The sequence below is a fragment of the Nocardia cyriacigeorgica genome (assembly GCF_010868145.1).
In the GTDB taxonomy this organism is placed as follows: domain Bacteria; phylum Actinomycetota; class Actinomycetes; order Mycobacteriales; family Mycobacteriaceae; genus Nocardia; species Nocardia cyriacigeorgica_D.
On sequence record NZ_JAAGUY010000051.1, the window covers coordinates 1 to 17169 of the forward strand.

Genomic DNA, 17169 nt, shown 5'->3' on the forward strand with positions numbered 1-17169 from the left:
CCAACATGGTCCCCGTACCATGCGCCTCCACCACATCAACCTCAGCAGCAGACACCCCCGCATTCGCCAACGCACGCCGAATCACCCGCTGCTGCGACGGCCCATTAGGCGCAGTCAAACCATTCGACGCACCATCCTGATTCACCGCGCTACCGCGCACCACCGCCAGTATCTGATGCCCATTACGTTGCGCATCCGACAACCGCTCCAACACCAACACACCGACCCCCTCGGCCCACGCCGTCCCGTCAGCCGATTCGGCGAACGGCTTACACCGACCATCCGGCGCCAAACCCCGCTGCCGGGAAAATTCCACGAACACCCCCGGGGTTGTCATCACAGTGACACCACCAACCAACGCCAGTGAGCACTCCCCCGCACGCACCGACGACACTGCCTGATGCAACGCCACCAGGCTCGACGAACACGCCGTGTCCACTGACACCGCTGGTCCTTCCAACCCCAACACATACGACACCCGGCCCGACGCCACACTGGGCGCAGAGCCGGTCAACCGATACCCCGCCACTCCACGATCAGCTCCGGCACCGACTATCCCGCCATAGGTCTGCCCGATGACACCAACGAACACGCCAGTGTCACTGCCCCGCAACGAGTCCGGCTTGATTCCCGCCCGCTCCAACGCCTCCCACACCGTCTCCAACAGCAACCGCTGCTGAGGATCCATCGCGATCGCCTCGCGCGGACTGATACCGAAGAATCCCGCGTCGAAATCGGCCGCGTCGTAAAGAAATCCGCCCTCATTCGTGTACGACTTACCCGCAACACCCGGCTCCGGAAATAGCACACCCGACTGATCCCACCCACGATCAGACGGCCATCCCGACACCGCATCACGACCCTCGGCAACCAGGCGCCACAGATCATCCGGCGACCCAACGCCTCCCGGAAAACGACACCCCATACCCACAATCGCCACCGGCTCCGAGGCCGACTGCGTCAGCTCCCGCAGCTTGGCCCTGCTTTCCTGAAGCTCGGCTGTGACACGTCGTAGGAGATGTTGCAGCTTTTGCTGGTCGACCAATTCGGAACCTCTATTCCAAAGAACAAGAACCCAATCCAGATAAAGACTCAGGCATACCGAACTTGTCGTTCAACAATGCGGCGACCTCATCATCTGCCGTCGACCGGAGGCATGCCGACGGGGCCGCATTCGACCAGGCAATCAATCCGTTCGAGATCGGCAAGCATGGTCACCGAACTGTCATCTGACGCAGCTGAAGATCAGCTGGAGCTCACCAGGATCTGCCACCAGGGTCACGCTTGACTTCCGTTGCGCTCAGCGGCGCGAGCCATCGGCGTGCCGGCAGTGCCATCACTTGCGCACGCCCCCAGGCGCCATCGTCGTCTGCGGACCACCGATTGCCATTGCTCGGCATTGAGCGCCGCCAGGTCCATCTGCCCCACCCTCATTAGGCCGACTCACAAAGATCCATATCAGGATCACGCAAGAACGTGTTTCAGTCAAGGGTGGACGACGCCAGTTCCTCATGGCATGCTGGCGACGACGTGGTGCAGCGAAGAGCGCTCCAGCAGCCAGTTCATTGCGGACCGCCTGGCAGGCACCGGCAAGGCCATCCCTGGCCAGCCAAATGAACATGTTCTATATCACGGGGGTGAGCCGCAATCGAGAAAGAAGTAACCATCGACCGCATTCGGTCTCGACCCAGGCGCGGATCTCATCACCCTGACACCTCGATTCCGCCGAAATCGGCGACTGCACGGAGGCTTTGAGCAATGACCGCAGAGCAAGGCCAGCTCGTCGAGACAACAGACGAATCCATGAATGAGCACCACCCCGTCGAGTGGTGCACAATTCCCACTCCCACGTCACTACCCGAGGTGGCACCCTGCGACTGGACAGAAGCACTGCACGGGCCCGACACCGACACCGCCCAGGTCATCGTGCTGGACTGCCGCAGAGACGAATCCGGTGCGCTACCAACGGATACGCACGCCATGACCCAGAAGGTGTCAACCGCTGTGCAGTCCTGGTCCGGACAGCGACGCTTCGATTCCAGCACCTTCCTGGTACTCACGCGCGGCGCGATTTCGGTATCGCCCGACGAAGTTGTCCACCCGACAGGATCGGCGATATGGGAGCTTGTGAAGTCGGCTCGGACCGAGACCCCGGGGCGGATCATTCTCGTCGACACCGACTCCCCCGATAAAGGCCTCGGGGATTTATCCGGACTCATGGCCGTACGGAACATGGCCGTCAACGCAATCGCCAGCGCCGAACCGCAACTCGCCATACGCGGAAACATCTTGCTTGCACCTCGAGGCGACGGGAGACACGCCACCGACGGCGACACCGTGGTGGCCGAGTCTGCCGAACAATCTCCGGCAGTGAGCTCCCCATCCGCTGATCCAACTATTGTCCGTATGTTCCGACAGGCGATCGCAGACGATAAGTTCACCGACGGCTTGGAGTTCCTTCTCGCGGCCGCGCAACTCCGCCCGGCGTTCGATCACCATACAGCGGCAATACCGACCGGCATCGGACTCAGCGGTGGCACACCCCACAACACCGGCGGCGAAACCTTGCCGCACGTTGTATTGATCTGCACCCCAGCATTTCTCGGCGGATACATCCAGTATATTCTGCTTGCCGCTCATTTGGGCGGTCATCGCCGCCTCTCGGTCATCCCACTGTCGGGATATGAGCCGGATGAGCCCTTGCCTGCGTCGCCCGATGCCGCCATCGAAAGCATCGCCACGTCGGTCCTCGATACCGTTGGGGAAGACGAGTTCGTCCTGGCCGGCATGTCGGGAGGAGGGAACCTCGCTCACGCCACTGCCGCTCGGATGCTCGAACAAGGCAATACCCGGCTGCAGGGACTGATCATCTTCGACTCCTTCATCGCTCGAGAGGCAAACGAGCGCCAAATGGAAACCGTGAGACACGCCGTGGTCGATACGGAGGCGATGATCCCCGATCTCGCCGGCTTCACCACCGCACGGTTGACCGCGCTGGCGTGCTGGCTGGAACTCTTGCAGAAACTCGAGTATCAGCGCGTCGAATGCGAGGCGCTCGTCATCAAATGCACGAAACCGTCGCCGACGCACAACCTCAACGAATGGCCTATTGAGAACTGGTCGACCGCACAGACTGTGCGCACCGTGGATGCCGAACATGTCGCATTGTGCAGCACTGAGGCGCATACGACCGCACAGGTGGTCGACCAATGGTTGAGGCAGTTGAGCGCAAACGACGGTTAGCATGATTTCAGTCGTAATTTCCGCATCATCGAGCGACCGTGACGTGAGAAGTACGCTGCGCCACTGCTTTTTTCGGCTCCCCGGGACAGAACGATTGCGGGATCATAGAACAAGTTCCACAAGCACAGCAGTAATGATCGTAGGGGGTACTTTATTTATGGCTGGTTCTGCTCGTACCTTGGTTACCAAGGCGACGATCTCCCTGGGTTCGCGACCCTGGTTCCTCGCGGCGATGAAAAAGAAGGTGCCGTTCGACCGGGCTGTCTACCGACTCACCCGTGGTCGCGTCAATGTGATGATGGGCAGTGGCTGCACCGGATTGCTGTTGACGACCACCGGCCGCAGAACCGGCCGACCCAGATCGGTTCCGCTGCTCTACATCGCGGACGGCGGGCGATACTACGTCACCGGCTCGAACTGGGGTGGGCCGCGGCATCCGGAGTGGTCGGCCAATCTGCTCGCCGATCCGGAGGCGGTCGCCTCGATCAAGGGGCGGCGCGTCTCGGTGACCGCACGACTGCTGGAGGCCGAAGAGCGCGAACGGATCTGGTCGAATCTCGCAGCGGTGTGGCCGAACTATGACCGCAACGCCGCTCTCGGCACGCGCGTGCCCCGGGTATTCGCACTGACGCCGCGATGACCGCACTTCATAGCCGGGCAGCGATCATCAAGGGCCTCGACTACTTCGCCGACTGTGCCGATCCGGTCCCGGAGTTGATCACCTCCGCCGAGGTTCGCTGATATGGGCCGCGGGAAAGACGGGTCCACGCTAGCGCCGAAATTGCGGCAGTCCGCGGTTCGGAACACCTGGCAGACCTTGAAGGATCCGAATACCCTGGTGGCTCGAGGGGTCACGGAGCTCGGAAACGTGTTCCGAGTCGGTTATCCGCATATGGAAGCCACTGTATTCGCCGGTCGAGAGGTTATGGATGAGCTCCTACGTCTGGAGCAGAACGGTGCCCTGATCGCCGCGGGCGGATTTCAAGCTTTTCGGGAACAGTTCGATGCGGAGCATTTCATCGCCGACTCGGACGGCGATATGCACTCGGTCCTCCGCCGCCGCTTGGCGCGCGGTCACTCGAGTCATGCCGCCGATCCGGAAAAGCTGGTGGGCGCAGTCGATTTCATGGTCGAACGATGGATCGAACAGGAATCCATCGACCTGATGCCCGAACTGCGGCGATTGTTCGTCTGCCAGGCGAGCGCGACCATGGTCCAAGCCAGCGACGCGGTCGACTTGACGGACACCCTGTTCTACGTCAGCAGTTTCCTGCTGCGAGTCTCACTCGGGCACTGGCCGAAACTCATGTTGGCCTGGCCGCCGTATCGGGCCGCGCTGCGGCGGGTGATGACGTACATCACCGAGCTGGCCGACACATTGCTCGCCGAATCATCCGATTCGGAGCAGCCGCCGCTGGCGACAGCGCTGGTGAACCTGTATCGCAGCGGCGACATCAGCCGCAATGAGCTGATCCTGAGCCTGTTCGGTCCGTTCATCGGTGGCGCGGACACCTCCACCTCCACCATCGCCATCGCCTTGCTCGACATCCTCGAGCGCCCCGAGCTGCACACCGCGGTGCGGGCAGAGGCGATCGCGTATTTCGACGGTGACCCCTGCGGGGTAGATCCGCTGGTGGCCATGCCTCATCTGTGGTCGACCCTGCAGGAATCCATGCGGTTGAATCCGGTCGCTCCGGCTGTGGTTCGGCGCGCCGCCAGGGATTTCGAGTTTCGGGGATTCCGGATTCGCGAAGGTTCGATGGTTTTCATCGCCACCACCGCCTCACATCAGTCCGAAGAGCACTTTCCCGACCCCACGGCGTTCATCGCGGACAGGTTCGTCGATGTGCGCGCAACCAACCGGACGGGTTACGCCCCCTTCGGTTTCGGCAGGCGCGAATGTATCGCGAAGAACTGGGCCAAGATTCAGACACTGCTGACCATCGCACGCTTGCTGGCCACCTGTGAGCTGGCGTTTGTGGGGAACACTGGGGAGCCGCTGCGAATGACGACGTTCCCGCCGCGCACACCCAAGGGGTTGCGAATGACGGTTCGGCCGATCAAGAGCAAAGAAAGTTGATGCCCACTGACGTGATCTCAGTGGGCATCATTGATCTCCGGTGAGCAGTGCGAATCCGCGTTCCGCCAGGCAGCACAGCCAGCGCGGCAACGCGTGGCCGGTGCGGGTGTCGAGGTCGCATCCGTACCTTTGCATGCCATCTGCCTGACGTTCAATGGCTACGACTCCATAGCGAGGTCCGCATGGAGCCGGCCGCCCCAACAACCGCTATGAAATGCCGAATTCGTCCTCCAGCAGGTCCAATAGTTTCTGGTCACTCATGGACATGACGTCCTCCGACGGGGATGCATCCGGGTCTTCGTTCACCTGACTGGCGATTCGGGTCAAATTCAATAGTCTCGAGTAGAATTCTTTGGTCAATGTTTTACTGTCGACCATATCCATTACTTCTCTTTCCAGGCGCGATAAAGAGTCGGAGATTTCGGTGTCGGTGAGTTCGGTGAGGAGGTGCGCGGTCACCGCATCCGGTGTCGGATAGTCGAAAACCAGCGTCGCGGGCAATCGCAACCCGGTAGCGGTGTTCAACCGGTTGCGTGTCTCGACCGCGGTCAGCGAGTCGAATCCCAGATCCCGGAAATTGCGGCCGGCATCGATGACCACACCGCTCTCGTGACCCAACACCGCCGCGACCTGACCGCGAACAGTGTCCAGAACCAACGCCTTTCGCTCGGGCTCGGTCAGTCCCGCCAACCGCTGCCGCAGACCCACCGCACCTCCCGTGACACGGCGGCCTCCCGGCAGCATCCCCTCCAGCAACGGAACCAGAGTGCCCGCGCGCGCACCGGCAGCCAACGAGGCCGTGTCCACGCGAGCAGCGACCACACCCGCACGATGCTGTGCCACAGCGGCGTCGAACAATGCCAAACCCTGCTCGTCCGGCATCGCCACCACCCCGCCCCGGCTCAGACGTGCGGTATCGGAACCACCGAGATGCCCGGTCATCCCAGTGCCCGCGGCCCACAAACCCCACGCGATCGACACCGCCGACCGACCCTCGCCACGGCGGTACTCGGCCAACCCGTCCAGAAACGCATTCGCCGCCGCATAGGCACCCTGCCCCGCGGTACCCAACACACCCGCGACCGAGGAGTACAACACGAAAAGTGCCGGATCCAGCTCGCGGGTCAACTCGTACAGATACCACGCCGCATCCGCCTTGGCCGCCAACACCGCATCCACCCGATCCGGGGTCAACGACACCACCACACCGTCATCGAGCACACCCGCGGTATGCACCACACCCGTCAACGGCGCATCCTCGGCAGCCGCGGCCAACAGCTCCACCACCGCCCCCCGATCGGACACATCACACGCCAACACCCGCACCCGCGCACCCAACCCCGATAACTCCGCGACCAACTCCGCCGCCCCCGGTGCCGCCGGACCACGACGACTGGCCAACACCAACGACCGCACCCCATACTCGACCACCAAATGCCGCGCTAGCATCGCCCCCAACCCCCCGGTTCCACCGGTCACCAGCACCGTGCCCGCCGACACCGCCGATGCCACACTCGAGTCCGCACCACCGGAGCCTGCCGGGATGGACAAGGCGATCTTTCCGATATGACGCGCCTGACTGACGTATCGGAACGCCTCGCGCGCACGCCGAATGTCGTATGTCCTGACCGGCAGCGGAACGATCACTTTATCGTCGAACATTGCTGTGAGATCGGCCAGCATCTCGGCGATCCGATCCGGCCCGGCATCCCACAGATCGAACGCACGGTAGTGCACGCCCGGATGACGAGAAGCAACCTCTTCGCTGTCGCGTATGTCGGTCTTGCCCATCTCCAAGAAACGACCACCACGCGGTAACAGCCGCAACGACGTATCGACGAATTCCCCGGCCAACGAATCCAAAACAATGTCCACACCACGACCACTCGTGGCCGCCATGAACTGATCACCGAAATCAAGCGACCGCGAATCACCGACATGCCGCTCATCGAAACCCAAGGCGCCCAAGGCATCCCACTTACCCCGGCTCGCAGTGCCATACACCTCGAGACCCCAATACCGAGCCAACTGCGTCGCAGCCATACCCACCCCACCGGCAGCCGCATGCACCAACAACACCTCACCCGGCCGCGCCCGCGCCAAATCCCGCAACCCGTAATAGGCGGTGAGGAAAACAATCGGAACTGTGGCGGCGTCGGTGAACGACCACCCATCGGGCATGTGGACGATCAACCGTTGATCCGTCACCACAAACGGACCAAGACCCTCTTCGATCAGCCCCATGACCCGGTCTCCGACGGCGAAGCCCGCCACCTCCGGGCCGACCTCGACGACCACCCCGGCAACTTCCCTGCCCATCAGGGTGTCCTCCGAGGCCACCGCACCCAGACAGACGAGAACGTCTTTGAAGTTCAGGCCACCGGCCCGCACCGCGATACGGACCTGCCCCGGCCCCAATAGTTGATCCGCAGCACCGCAGGGGCTCAGCCCGAGCCCGTCGATGGTGTCGTCACCGGCTTCCAGCCGCCACGACGCCGACTCCGGCACAGCCAGACCCAGCGCATCGGTCAACCGGGTCAGCCGGGCCACATGCAGCACGCCGTCGCGGACCATCACCTGGGGTTCACCACTAGCCAACACCTCGGCCAGCGCCACCCCCGGTATCGACGAGTCCACACCAGCCGGGTCGGCTTCGTGCGCGAGATCGGCATCGGTGGAACGGCCGTCGGGGTGATCGATGTCGAGGAGCACGACCCGCCCAGGGTCCTCCGACTGTGCCGACCGCACCAGACCCCACACCGCGGCGCCGGCCAGATCGGTGACCCGCTCACCAGTACGCGCGACCGCCCCGCAGGTCAGCACCACCAGCACACTCGCCGCGAACCGCGACTCATCCAGCCACGCTTGCAGCACGACCAGCAGCTCACCGGTCGCCCGATGGACCCGCCGCGGGACATCCTCGGCCGTGGCGTCGATCTCGCGCCGGTCCAAGACCACCACCGGCGGCACCGATGCGGTCTCGTCGCGCGTCCACGCCATGAGTCCCTCGACCGTGGTGAACATCAGAGACTCCGGCACCGATCCCGAGCTCGGGATCGGAGTCGGCGCCGGTGTCCACTGCACCGCGCACAACCGCTCACGTGTGCCGGCGGCACCCAATTGTCCCGGCGACAGCGCCCGCAAGGTCAGCGCTCCCGCCGTGAACACCGGGCGCCCGGCGGTGTCGGCGACCTCGATCGCCATCGCGCCGGTACTGGGATCAGTCGGAGCGATCCGGGCCCGCACCATCGACGCGCCGATCGCGTGCAGCGCCACCCCCGACCAGGCGAACGGCAACATCACCTCGACATCGGCGCTCGAATCGGCTGCCATCACCGTGGCATGCAGCACCGAATCCAGCAGCGCCGGATGCAGCCCGAACCCCGACGCATCGCTCACCGTGTCCGGCAACGAGGCCTCGACGAACAACTCCTCACCACGACGCCACAACGACCGCAGCCCTTGGAATGTCGGACCGTAGTTGTATCCGAGATCGGCCAGCACCGAATACTGATCGTGCACCGCCACCGGCACCGCGCCGCGCGGCGGCCACACCGCCAGTTCCTCCGACGCCGGTTCGGCGGCCACCGAATTCACGAGATCGACAGCCTGCCGATCCACCATTCCCTCGGCATGAGTGACCCATCCTGCCTGCGGGTCCCCGGCATCACGGGAGTACACCACCACCCGCCGCACGCTTTGTCCCTGCTCATCGGGCCCGTCGACCACGACCTGCAGTTGCGCCGCGGTTTCGGCGCTCAGCACCAGCGGAGTCGTCAACGTCAACTCGCGCAGCGCCGGGCATCCGACCTCGGCACCCGCACGCAAGGCCAACTCCACGAACCCCGTCCCCGGGAACAACACCGTTCCACCGATCGCGTGATCGACCAGCCACGGCTGCGTCGCCAACGACAGCCGTCCGGTCAACACCACGCCACCCGAACCCGCCGACGCCATCACCGCACCCAACAAGGGATGCTCAGCCCTCGACAAGCCAAGTGACACCGCGTCACCGACCCCCGTCGAACTCAACCAATACCGCCGGCGCTGAAACGCATAGCTCGGCAATTCCACACGTCGCCCGCGACCACCCAACACCGCATTCCACGCCACACCCACACCCACCACATCCAAGCGAGCGGCGGCGTTGAGCGCGGTTTCGGTCTCGTCACGGTCCCTGCCCAACATCGGCGCCACCAGCACCGAAGCGACGGCCGGGTCTCCCGTCGTGGTCGGGTCATCGAGGTTCTGGGTGATCAGCCCGGTCAGTCCCCCGTCAGGGCCGCCGACGACGAACCGGTCCGCACCGGCCCGATGCAGGGCGCGGATCGCCGCACCGAACCGCACCGTGGCCCGTACCTGCTCGACCCAGTACTCCGCGGTCGCCGGATCTGCTGCCCCGGCACTCATTTCGCCGGCGGCGCCGAAGGTGGCGTCGATGGTGGACACCATCGGGATGAGCGGTTCGTTGAAGGACAACTGCGCTATCGCCGCGGCGAAATCGGCCAGCATCGGCTCCATCAACGGGGAATGAAACGCATGCGACACCTCCAGCCAGCGGGTCTTGCGTCCCTGGCTGCCCAACCGCTCGACCACGGCCGCGACTTCGGTGTGGGCGCCGGAAAGCACCACGGTGGCTGCGGTATTGACCGCAGCAACCGCCACCCCCGCGGTCAGCAACGGCAGCACTTCGGCTTCGGATGCCTGCACCGCAGCCATCGCCCCACCCTCGGGCAGAGCCGCCATCGAACGCCCCCGCGCGGCCACCAACACCACCGCATCTTCGAGCGACACAATCCCCGCCGCGTATGCGGCGTTCACCTCACCGATCGAGTGTCCCGCCACGAAGTCCGGGCGAATTCCCCACTCTTGCAGTAGCCGTGTCACACCCACCCCGACAGCGAACAACGCCGCCTGCGTGAACTGTGTCCGGCTGAGCACCCGCGGGTCCTCTCCCCACATGATGTCCCGAAGCGGAGACCCCAACCGCTCCTGCAACAAGGTCACCACCTCGTCGAATGCCTGCGCGAATACCGGGAACCGGGCTGACAGGTCTCGACCCATCCCCAGCCATTGCGCACCCTGACCCGGGAACACCAACGCCGTCTTGCCTTGTGCGCGTATGGTCCCCGATATCACACCGTGACCTGCCGGTCCTTGGGCAACCGTGGCCAAGGCGCCCAGCAACGCGGCCCGGTCCCCGCCCATGACCACCGCACGCTGCTCGAATCGGGATCGACCTGCCAACGTTGCCGCCACATCCACCGGATCCACATTCGGACGCTCGCGCAGATAGCGCGACAACCGACCCGCCTGCCCAGCCAACGCCTCCGGCGTGCGACCCGACACCACCCACACGACCGGCTCGTCCCCACCAGCACCGGCCACGGGGGCGGTGACGGGGTCGGTCACCGATTCCGGTGCCTGCTCGAGGATCACGTGAGCATTGGTGCCGCTGATACCGAACGCCGACACCGCAGCACGACGCGGACGATCAACCACCGGCCAATCCCGCGCCCGACTCAGCAACTCAACGTCTCCCGCGGTCCAATCCACCCGCGAGGACGGCGCATCCACATGCAAAGTCTCGGGCAACACCCCATAACGCAACGCCTGCACCATCTTGATCACCCCGGCCACACCGGCCGCCGCCTGCGTATGCCCAATATTCGACTTGACCGAACCCAACCACACCGGCCGATCCGCCGGCCGATCCTGCCCGTAGGTGGCAAGCAATGCCTGCGCCTCGATCGGATCACCCAACGTGGTGCCGGTGCCGTGTGCCTCCACCACATCGACCTCGGCCGCCGATACCCCCGCATTGGCCAACGCACGCCGAATCACCCGCTGCTGCGAAGGCCCATTCGGCGCAGTCAAACCATTCGATGCACCATCCTGATTCACCGCGCTACCGCGCACCACCGCCAGTATCTGATGCCCATTACGTTGCGCATCCGACAACCGCTCCAACACCAACACACCCGAGCCCTCACCGAACGCGGTCCCGTCGGCGGCTTCGGCGAACGGCTTACACCGGCCGTCCAGCGCCAACCCCCGCTGCCGGGAGAACTCCACGAACACTCCCGGGGTCGTCATCACCGTGACACCCCCTGCCAACGCCAATGAACACTCGCCCACGCGCAGCGCCGACACCGCCTGATGCAACGCCACCAGGCTCGACGAACACGCCGTGTCCACCGACACCGCAGGGCCCTCCAACCCCAACACATACGACACCCGACCCGACACCACACTCGCCGAACCGCCGGTCAACCGATAACCCTCGGACCCGGTTACGTCGCCGGTACCCGTACCCGCGTCGTACGACTGGTCGATCACGCCGGCGAATACACCGGTGTCGCTGCCACGCAAAGATGCCGGATCGATTCCGGCGTGTTCGAGCGCCTCCCACACCGTTTCCAGCAGTATCCGCTGCTGAGGATCCATCGCGATCGCCTCGCGCGGACTGATACCGAAGAACCCGGCGTCGAACTCGGCCGCGTCGTCGAGGAATCCGCCCTGATTCGCGTACGACTTACCCGCCGCACCAGACGCGGCATCGAACACCTCGTCCCAACCACGATCGGCCGGGAAGTCCGAGATCACATCACGACCGTCGGCCACCAACCGCCACAACTCCTCCGGCGAGGACACCCCACCTGGGAACCGACAGCCCACCCCCACGATCGCCACCGGCTCCGACAGCGACACCGGCCCCGCGACCGGCACCGCCTCGACCGCGGCAGCCGCGGCGTCGGTGAGCTGGGTGCGGATGTGTGTGGTGACAGCGTCGGGTGTCGGGTAGTCGAAGACCAGGGTCGCGGGCAACCGCAACCCGGTGATCGTGTTCAACCGGTTGCGTGCCTCGACGGCGGTCAGGGAGTCGAACCCGAGGTCCCTGAAGTTGCGGTCGAGATCGATAACCGTGCCGCTGTCATGTCCCAGCACAGCCGCGACCTGACCACGAACCGCATCCAGGATCAGTGCTTGTTGTTCGGTCGGTGTCAGCCCGACCAGCCGCTGCCGCAGCCTCACCGAGCCGGTAGCACCTGGAGTGCTGTGGCGGAGCGTGGCGAGCATTCCCTCCAGCATCGGAGCGAGGACACCGGCACGGGAACTGGCCACCAATGCGGCCGAATCGATGTGGGCAGCCACCACACCCGCACGATGCTGTGCCACAGCGGCGTCGAACAATGCCAAACCCCGTCGGTCCGACATCGCCAGCACCCCACTACGCCCCATCCGTGCGGTGTCGGAATCGCCGAGGTGTCCGGTCATCCCGGTGGCGGCGGCCCATAAACCCCATGCGATCGACACCGCGGCCTGTCCGTCGGCACGCCTGTATTCGGCCAACCCGTCGAGGAACGCGTTCGCCGCCGCGTAGTTGCCCTGTCCCGCGGTACCCAACACACCCGCGACCGAGGAGTACAACACGAAAAGTGCCGGATCCAGCTCGCGGGTCAACTCGTGCAGATACCACGCCGCATCCGCCTTGGCCGCCAACACCGCATCCACCCGATCCGGGGTCAACGACACCACCACACCGTCATCGAGCACACCCGCGGTATGCACCACACCCGTCAACGGCGCGTCCTGGGGTACCGCGGCCAGCAACTCCACGACATCGCCGCGCTCGGACACATCACACGCCAACACCCGCACCCGTGCACCCAACCCGGACAACTCCGCGACCAACTCCGCCGCCCCCGGAGCGCCCGGACCACGACGACTGGCCAACACCAACGACCGCACCCCGTACTCGACCACCAAATGCCGAGCCAACATCGAACCCAAGCCCCCGGTCCCACCGGTGATCACCACCGTGCCCGCCGATACCGCCGACACCACACCTGAATCCACACCGGCTTCTCCCACTGGCATGGACAGGGCGATCTTTCCGATATGACGTGCCTGACCGAAATACCGGAACGCCTCCCGCGCACGCCGAATATCAAAGGTCGTGACCGGCAACGGAACGATAATTTCCTCGTCGAACATCGTCTCGAGATCGGCCAGCATCTCGGCGATCCGATCCGGCCCGGCATCCCACAGATCGAACGCACGGTAGTGCACTCCCGGATGACGAGAAGCAACCTCTTCGCTGTCGCGTATGTCGGTCTTACCCATCTCCAAGAAACGACCACCACGCGGTAACAGCCGCAACGACGTATCGACGAATTCCCCGGCCAACGAATCCAAAACAATGTCCACACCACGACCACCCGTGGCCGCCATGAACTGATCACCGAAATCAAGCGACCGCGAATCACCGATACGCCGCTCATCGAAACCCAAGGCGCCCAAGGCATCCCACTTACCCCGGCTCGCAGTGCCATACACCTCGAGACCCCAATACCGAGCCAACTGCGTCGCAGCCATACCCACCCCACCGGCAGCCGCATGCACCAACAACACCTCACCCGGCCGCGCCCGCGCCAAATCCCGCAACCCGTAATAGGCGGTGAGGAAAACAACCGGAAAAGTGGCCGCCTCGACGAACGACCACCCATCGGGCATGCGGATGATCAACCGCTGATCCGTCACCACAAACGGACCAAGACCATCCTCGATCAACCCCATAACCCGGTCTCCGACGGCGAAGCCCGCGACCCCGGGGCCGACCTCCTCGACCACCCCGGCGACTTCCATGCCCATCGCGGCGCTCCCCACGTCTACCGCACCAAGACAAATAAGGACATCCCGGAAGTTCAGGCCACCGGCCCGCACCGCGATACGGACCTGCCCCTGCCCCAACGGTCGATCTGCGGCGGCGTACCGGCTCAGCCCGAGCCCGTCGAAGGTGTCGTCACCGGCCTCCAGCCGCCACGACGCCGACTCCGGCACAGCCAGACCCAGCGCATCGGTCAACCGGGTCAGCCGGGCCACATGCAGCACGCCGTCACGAACCATCACCTGGGGTTCAGCACTGGCCAGCACCTCGGCCAGCACGTCGACGGGACGATCGGCGTCGAGGAGCACGAACCGGCCCGGGTCCTCCGACTGCGCCGAACGCACCAGACCCCACACCGCAGCCCCGGCCAGATCGTCGACCTGCTCACCCGCACCCGCGACCGCCCCGCAGGTCGACACCACCAACATGCGTCCAGCGAACCGGGACTCGCTCAACCAGGCCTGCAACACGACCAGCGTGTCGGCGACCGCTCCGTGCACCCGCCCCGGCATACCGGCGGCGGCACCATCGTGATCGCTGTCGGTGTCGCGTCGGTCGAACACGACGGCCGGTGGTACCGGCGCGGACTCGTCCCGGGTCCAGGCCAGGAAGTCCTCGACCGTGGTGAACACCCGATACTCGGACACCGAGGCCGGGGTATCGGTCTGGATCGGGCTCCAGTGCACCGCGCACAGCCGGTCGCGTGCGGCGGGTGCGCCCAACTGTCCGGAAGACACTGGCCGTGAGGTCAACGACGCGGCCATCAGCACGGGGTGTCCGGTGGTGTCGGTGACCTGTATCGAGACCGCACCCATACCGGTTGGTGCGATCCGAGCCCGCACCGTGGTCGCGCCGACCGCGCGCAGCGTCACCTCCGACCATGCGAACGGCAACATCACACCGGCATCGGAATCGGAAGCCGCCGCGTGTGCGGCGATCGCATGCAGTACGGAATCCAGCAATGCCGGGTGTAGCCCGTATCGTGGCGCGTCAGCGACGGTGTCGGGCAGCGCTGCTTCGACGAACAGTTCCTCGCCGCGGCACCAGAGCGACCGCAGTCCTTGGAATGCCGGGCCGTATCCGTATCCGATGTCGGCCAACACCGCGTATATGTCGTGGACCGGGAGCTCGACCGCGTCGTGCGGTGGCCACACTCCCATCTCCTCCGATGCCGAGCCGCCAGGCAGCGTGGTTGGGGAATCGGCGCCGTGTCCGGTCAGGACGGCCTCAGCGTGCGCCACCCACTCCGCGCGCGGGTCGCCGGCGTCGCGGGAGTACACCACCAGTCGGCGCGTATCGCGTTCATCGGCGGCCGCGACCACGACCTGCAGCTGTACCGCGGTGTGAACGGTCAATACCAACGGGGTGGTCAATGTCAGGTCCCGCAACACCGGGTATCCGACTTCCTCCCCGGCCCGCATCGCCAATTCCACGAACCCGGTCCCGGGGAACAACACCACCCCACCGACCGCGTGATCGACCAGCCACGGCTGCGACGCCAACGACAACCGACCCGTCAACACCACCGCGCCCGTATCCGCGGACACCATCACCGCACCCAGCAACGGATGCCCGGCCCCGGCCAACCCCAACGACACCGGATCACCGGTCCCGGTCGCGGTCGGCCAATAGCGGCGCCGCTGGAACGCATACGTGGGCAACTCGACCCGGCGACCACCACCCTGAAGCACCGCATCCCACACCACGCCTACACCCGACACATCCAACCGGGCCATCGAACGCGTGAACGCGACCGCGCAATCCTCGCCACGCAGCAGCGAACCCACGATCACCGGGTCATGGCTGTTCGGAGGAATGCCGCTGCCGGGATCGGCTGCCGCACAGACCTGTTCGATGTCGACAGTCAACAGGGGGTGTGGGCTCGCCTCGACGAACACGCTGTATCCGTCGCGGTGCAATGCCTGCACGGCCTGCTCGAAACGCACCGTTTCCCGCAGATTGCGGAACCAGTACTGGGCATCCAGTTCAGTCGGGTCCAGGATCGTGCCGGTGACGGTGGAATAGAACGCCAGCCCCGACGAACCCCTCGAACCGGTGGAACCTTGCGGACGCGGCTGGATTTCGGTGAGTGCGTCGAGCAGGTGATCACGAAGTTGTTCGACCTGGGGAGAGTGCGAGGCATAATCCACCGCGATCCGGCGTGCGCGAACATCGAGTCGCTCACACTCGGTCAGGAACAACTCCGTCTGCCCGATGTCACCGGACACCACCGTCGATCCCGGGCCGTTGACCACAGCCACCGCCAACCCGTCGAACCTGTCGAGCAGTCGCTCGACCTCCTCGACCGAGAGCCCGACCGACACCATCGCGCCATGACCGGCCAACACCGTCAACGCCGCCGAGCGCAGGATCACGATCCGGGCGGCATCCTCGAGCGACAACACACCGGCCACATGGGCTGCGGCGATCTCTCCTTGGGAATGACCCACCACGGCATTGGGTTCCACACCGACTGAACGCCACAGCCGCGCCAGCGACACCATCACCGCGAACAACACCGGCTGCACAACCTCGACCCGTTCCAGGGAGGGCGCGCCTTTGCCACCGTCGAGCACCTCGAGCAGCGACCAGTCCACCAATGTGGAGAACACACGATCGCACTCGGTCATGGTCTGCGCGAACACCGGCGAGGAAACCAGCAACTCCCGCCCCATCCCCAGCCACTGCGCACCTTGACCCGGGAACACCAGCACCGTTTTGCCGTGTCTACCGGCGACCCCCGACACCACCGCACCAGCACCGGCGGGTAGCCCCCCTGCCACCGCGTCGAGCCCGCCAAGCAACTGCGCCCGATCCCCGCCCACGATCACCGCACGATGATCGAACCGCGTACGTCCCGACAACGTCGCGGCCACATCCACCGCATCCACATCCGGACGCTGCCCCAGATAGCTCGACAACCGAGCCGCCTGCCCCGCCAACCCATCCCGGGTCCGCGCCGACACCACCCACACCACCGGCGCCGACTCATCCGGCGGTGTCCGTCGTTGCGGTGCCGGCTCGCTCACCGGTGCTTGTTCGAGGATGACGTGGGCATTGGTGCCGCTGATACCGAACGCCGACACCGCAGCACGACGCGGACGATCAACCACCGGCCAATCCCGCGCCGCGGTCAACAACCCCGCATGCCCCAACGCCCAATCCACCCGCGAGG

5 protein-coding genes are annotated in these 17169 nt (G+C 65.0%); 3 read left to right on the forward strand and 2 right to left on the reverse strand.

Features of this window, described 5'->3' with window-relative positions; all coding sequences use genetic code 11:
• Positions 1-1045: beta-ketoacyl synthase N-terminal-like domain-containing protein (locus GV792_RS28625; protein ID WP_163828117.1), on the reverse strand; the 1045-nt coding region annotated here is incomplete at its 3' end.
• A 713-nt stretch (positions 1046-1758) separates the two neighbouring features.
• Here GV792_RS28625 and GV792_RS28630 point away from each other — a divergent pair.
• From GV792_RS28630 to GV792_RS28640, 3 genes are all read left to right on the forward strand, one after another.
• Positions 1759-3243 (forward strand): thioesterase domain-containing protein, encoded by a 1485-nt coding sequence (locus GV792_RS28630; protein ID WP_163828118.1) that lies wholly within the window; start codon positions 1759-1761, stop codon positions 3241-3243.
• A gap of 178 nt (positions 3244-3421) precedes the next feature.
• Complete coding sequence (locus GV792_RS28635) at positions 3422-3883, forward strand: nitroreductase family deazaflavin-dependent oxidoreductase (RefSeq protein WP_218580023.1); 462 nt, start codon at positions 3422-3424, stop codon at positions 3881-3883.
• 102 nt (positions 3884-3985) lie between these two features.
• Entirely contained in the window at positions 3986-5323 is a 1338-nt protein-coding gene (locus tag GV792_RS28640) for a cytochrome P450 (RefSeq protein WP_256670669.1), read from the forward strand.
• 207 nt (positions 5324-5530) lie between these two features.
• On the opposite strand, the gene GV792_RS28645 is transcribed toward GV792_RS28640, so the two are convergent.
• On the reverse strand, positions 5531-17107 hold the full coding sequence (locus GV792_RS28645) for an SDR family NAD(P)-dependent oxidoreductase (protein WP_163828121.1): 11577 nt from the start codon (positions 17105-17107) through the stop codon (positions 5531-5533).
• Between the last annotated feature and the right edge of the window lie 62 nt (positions 17108-17169).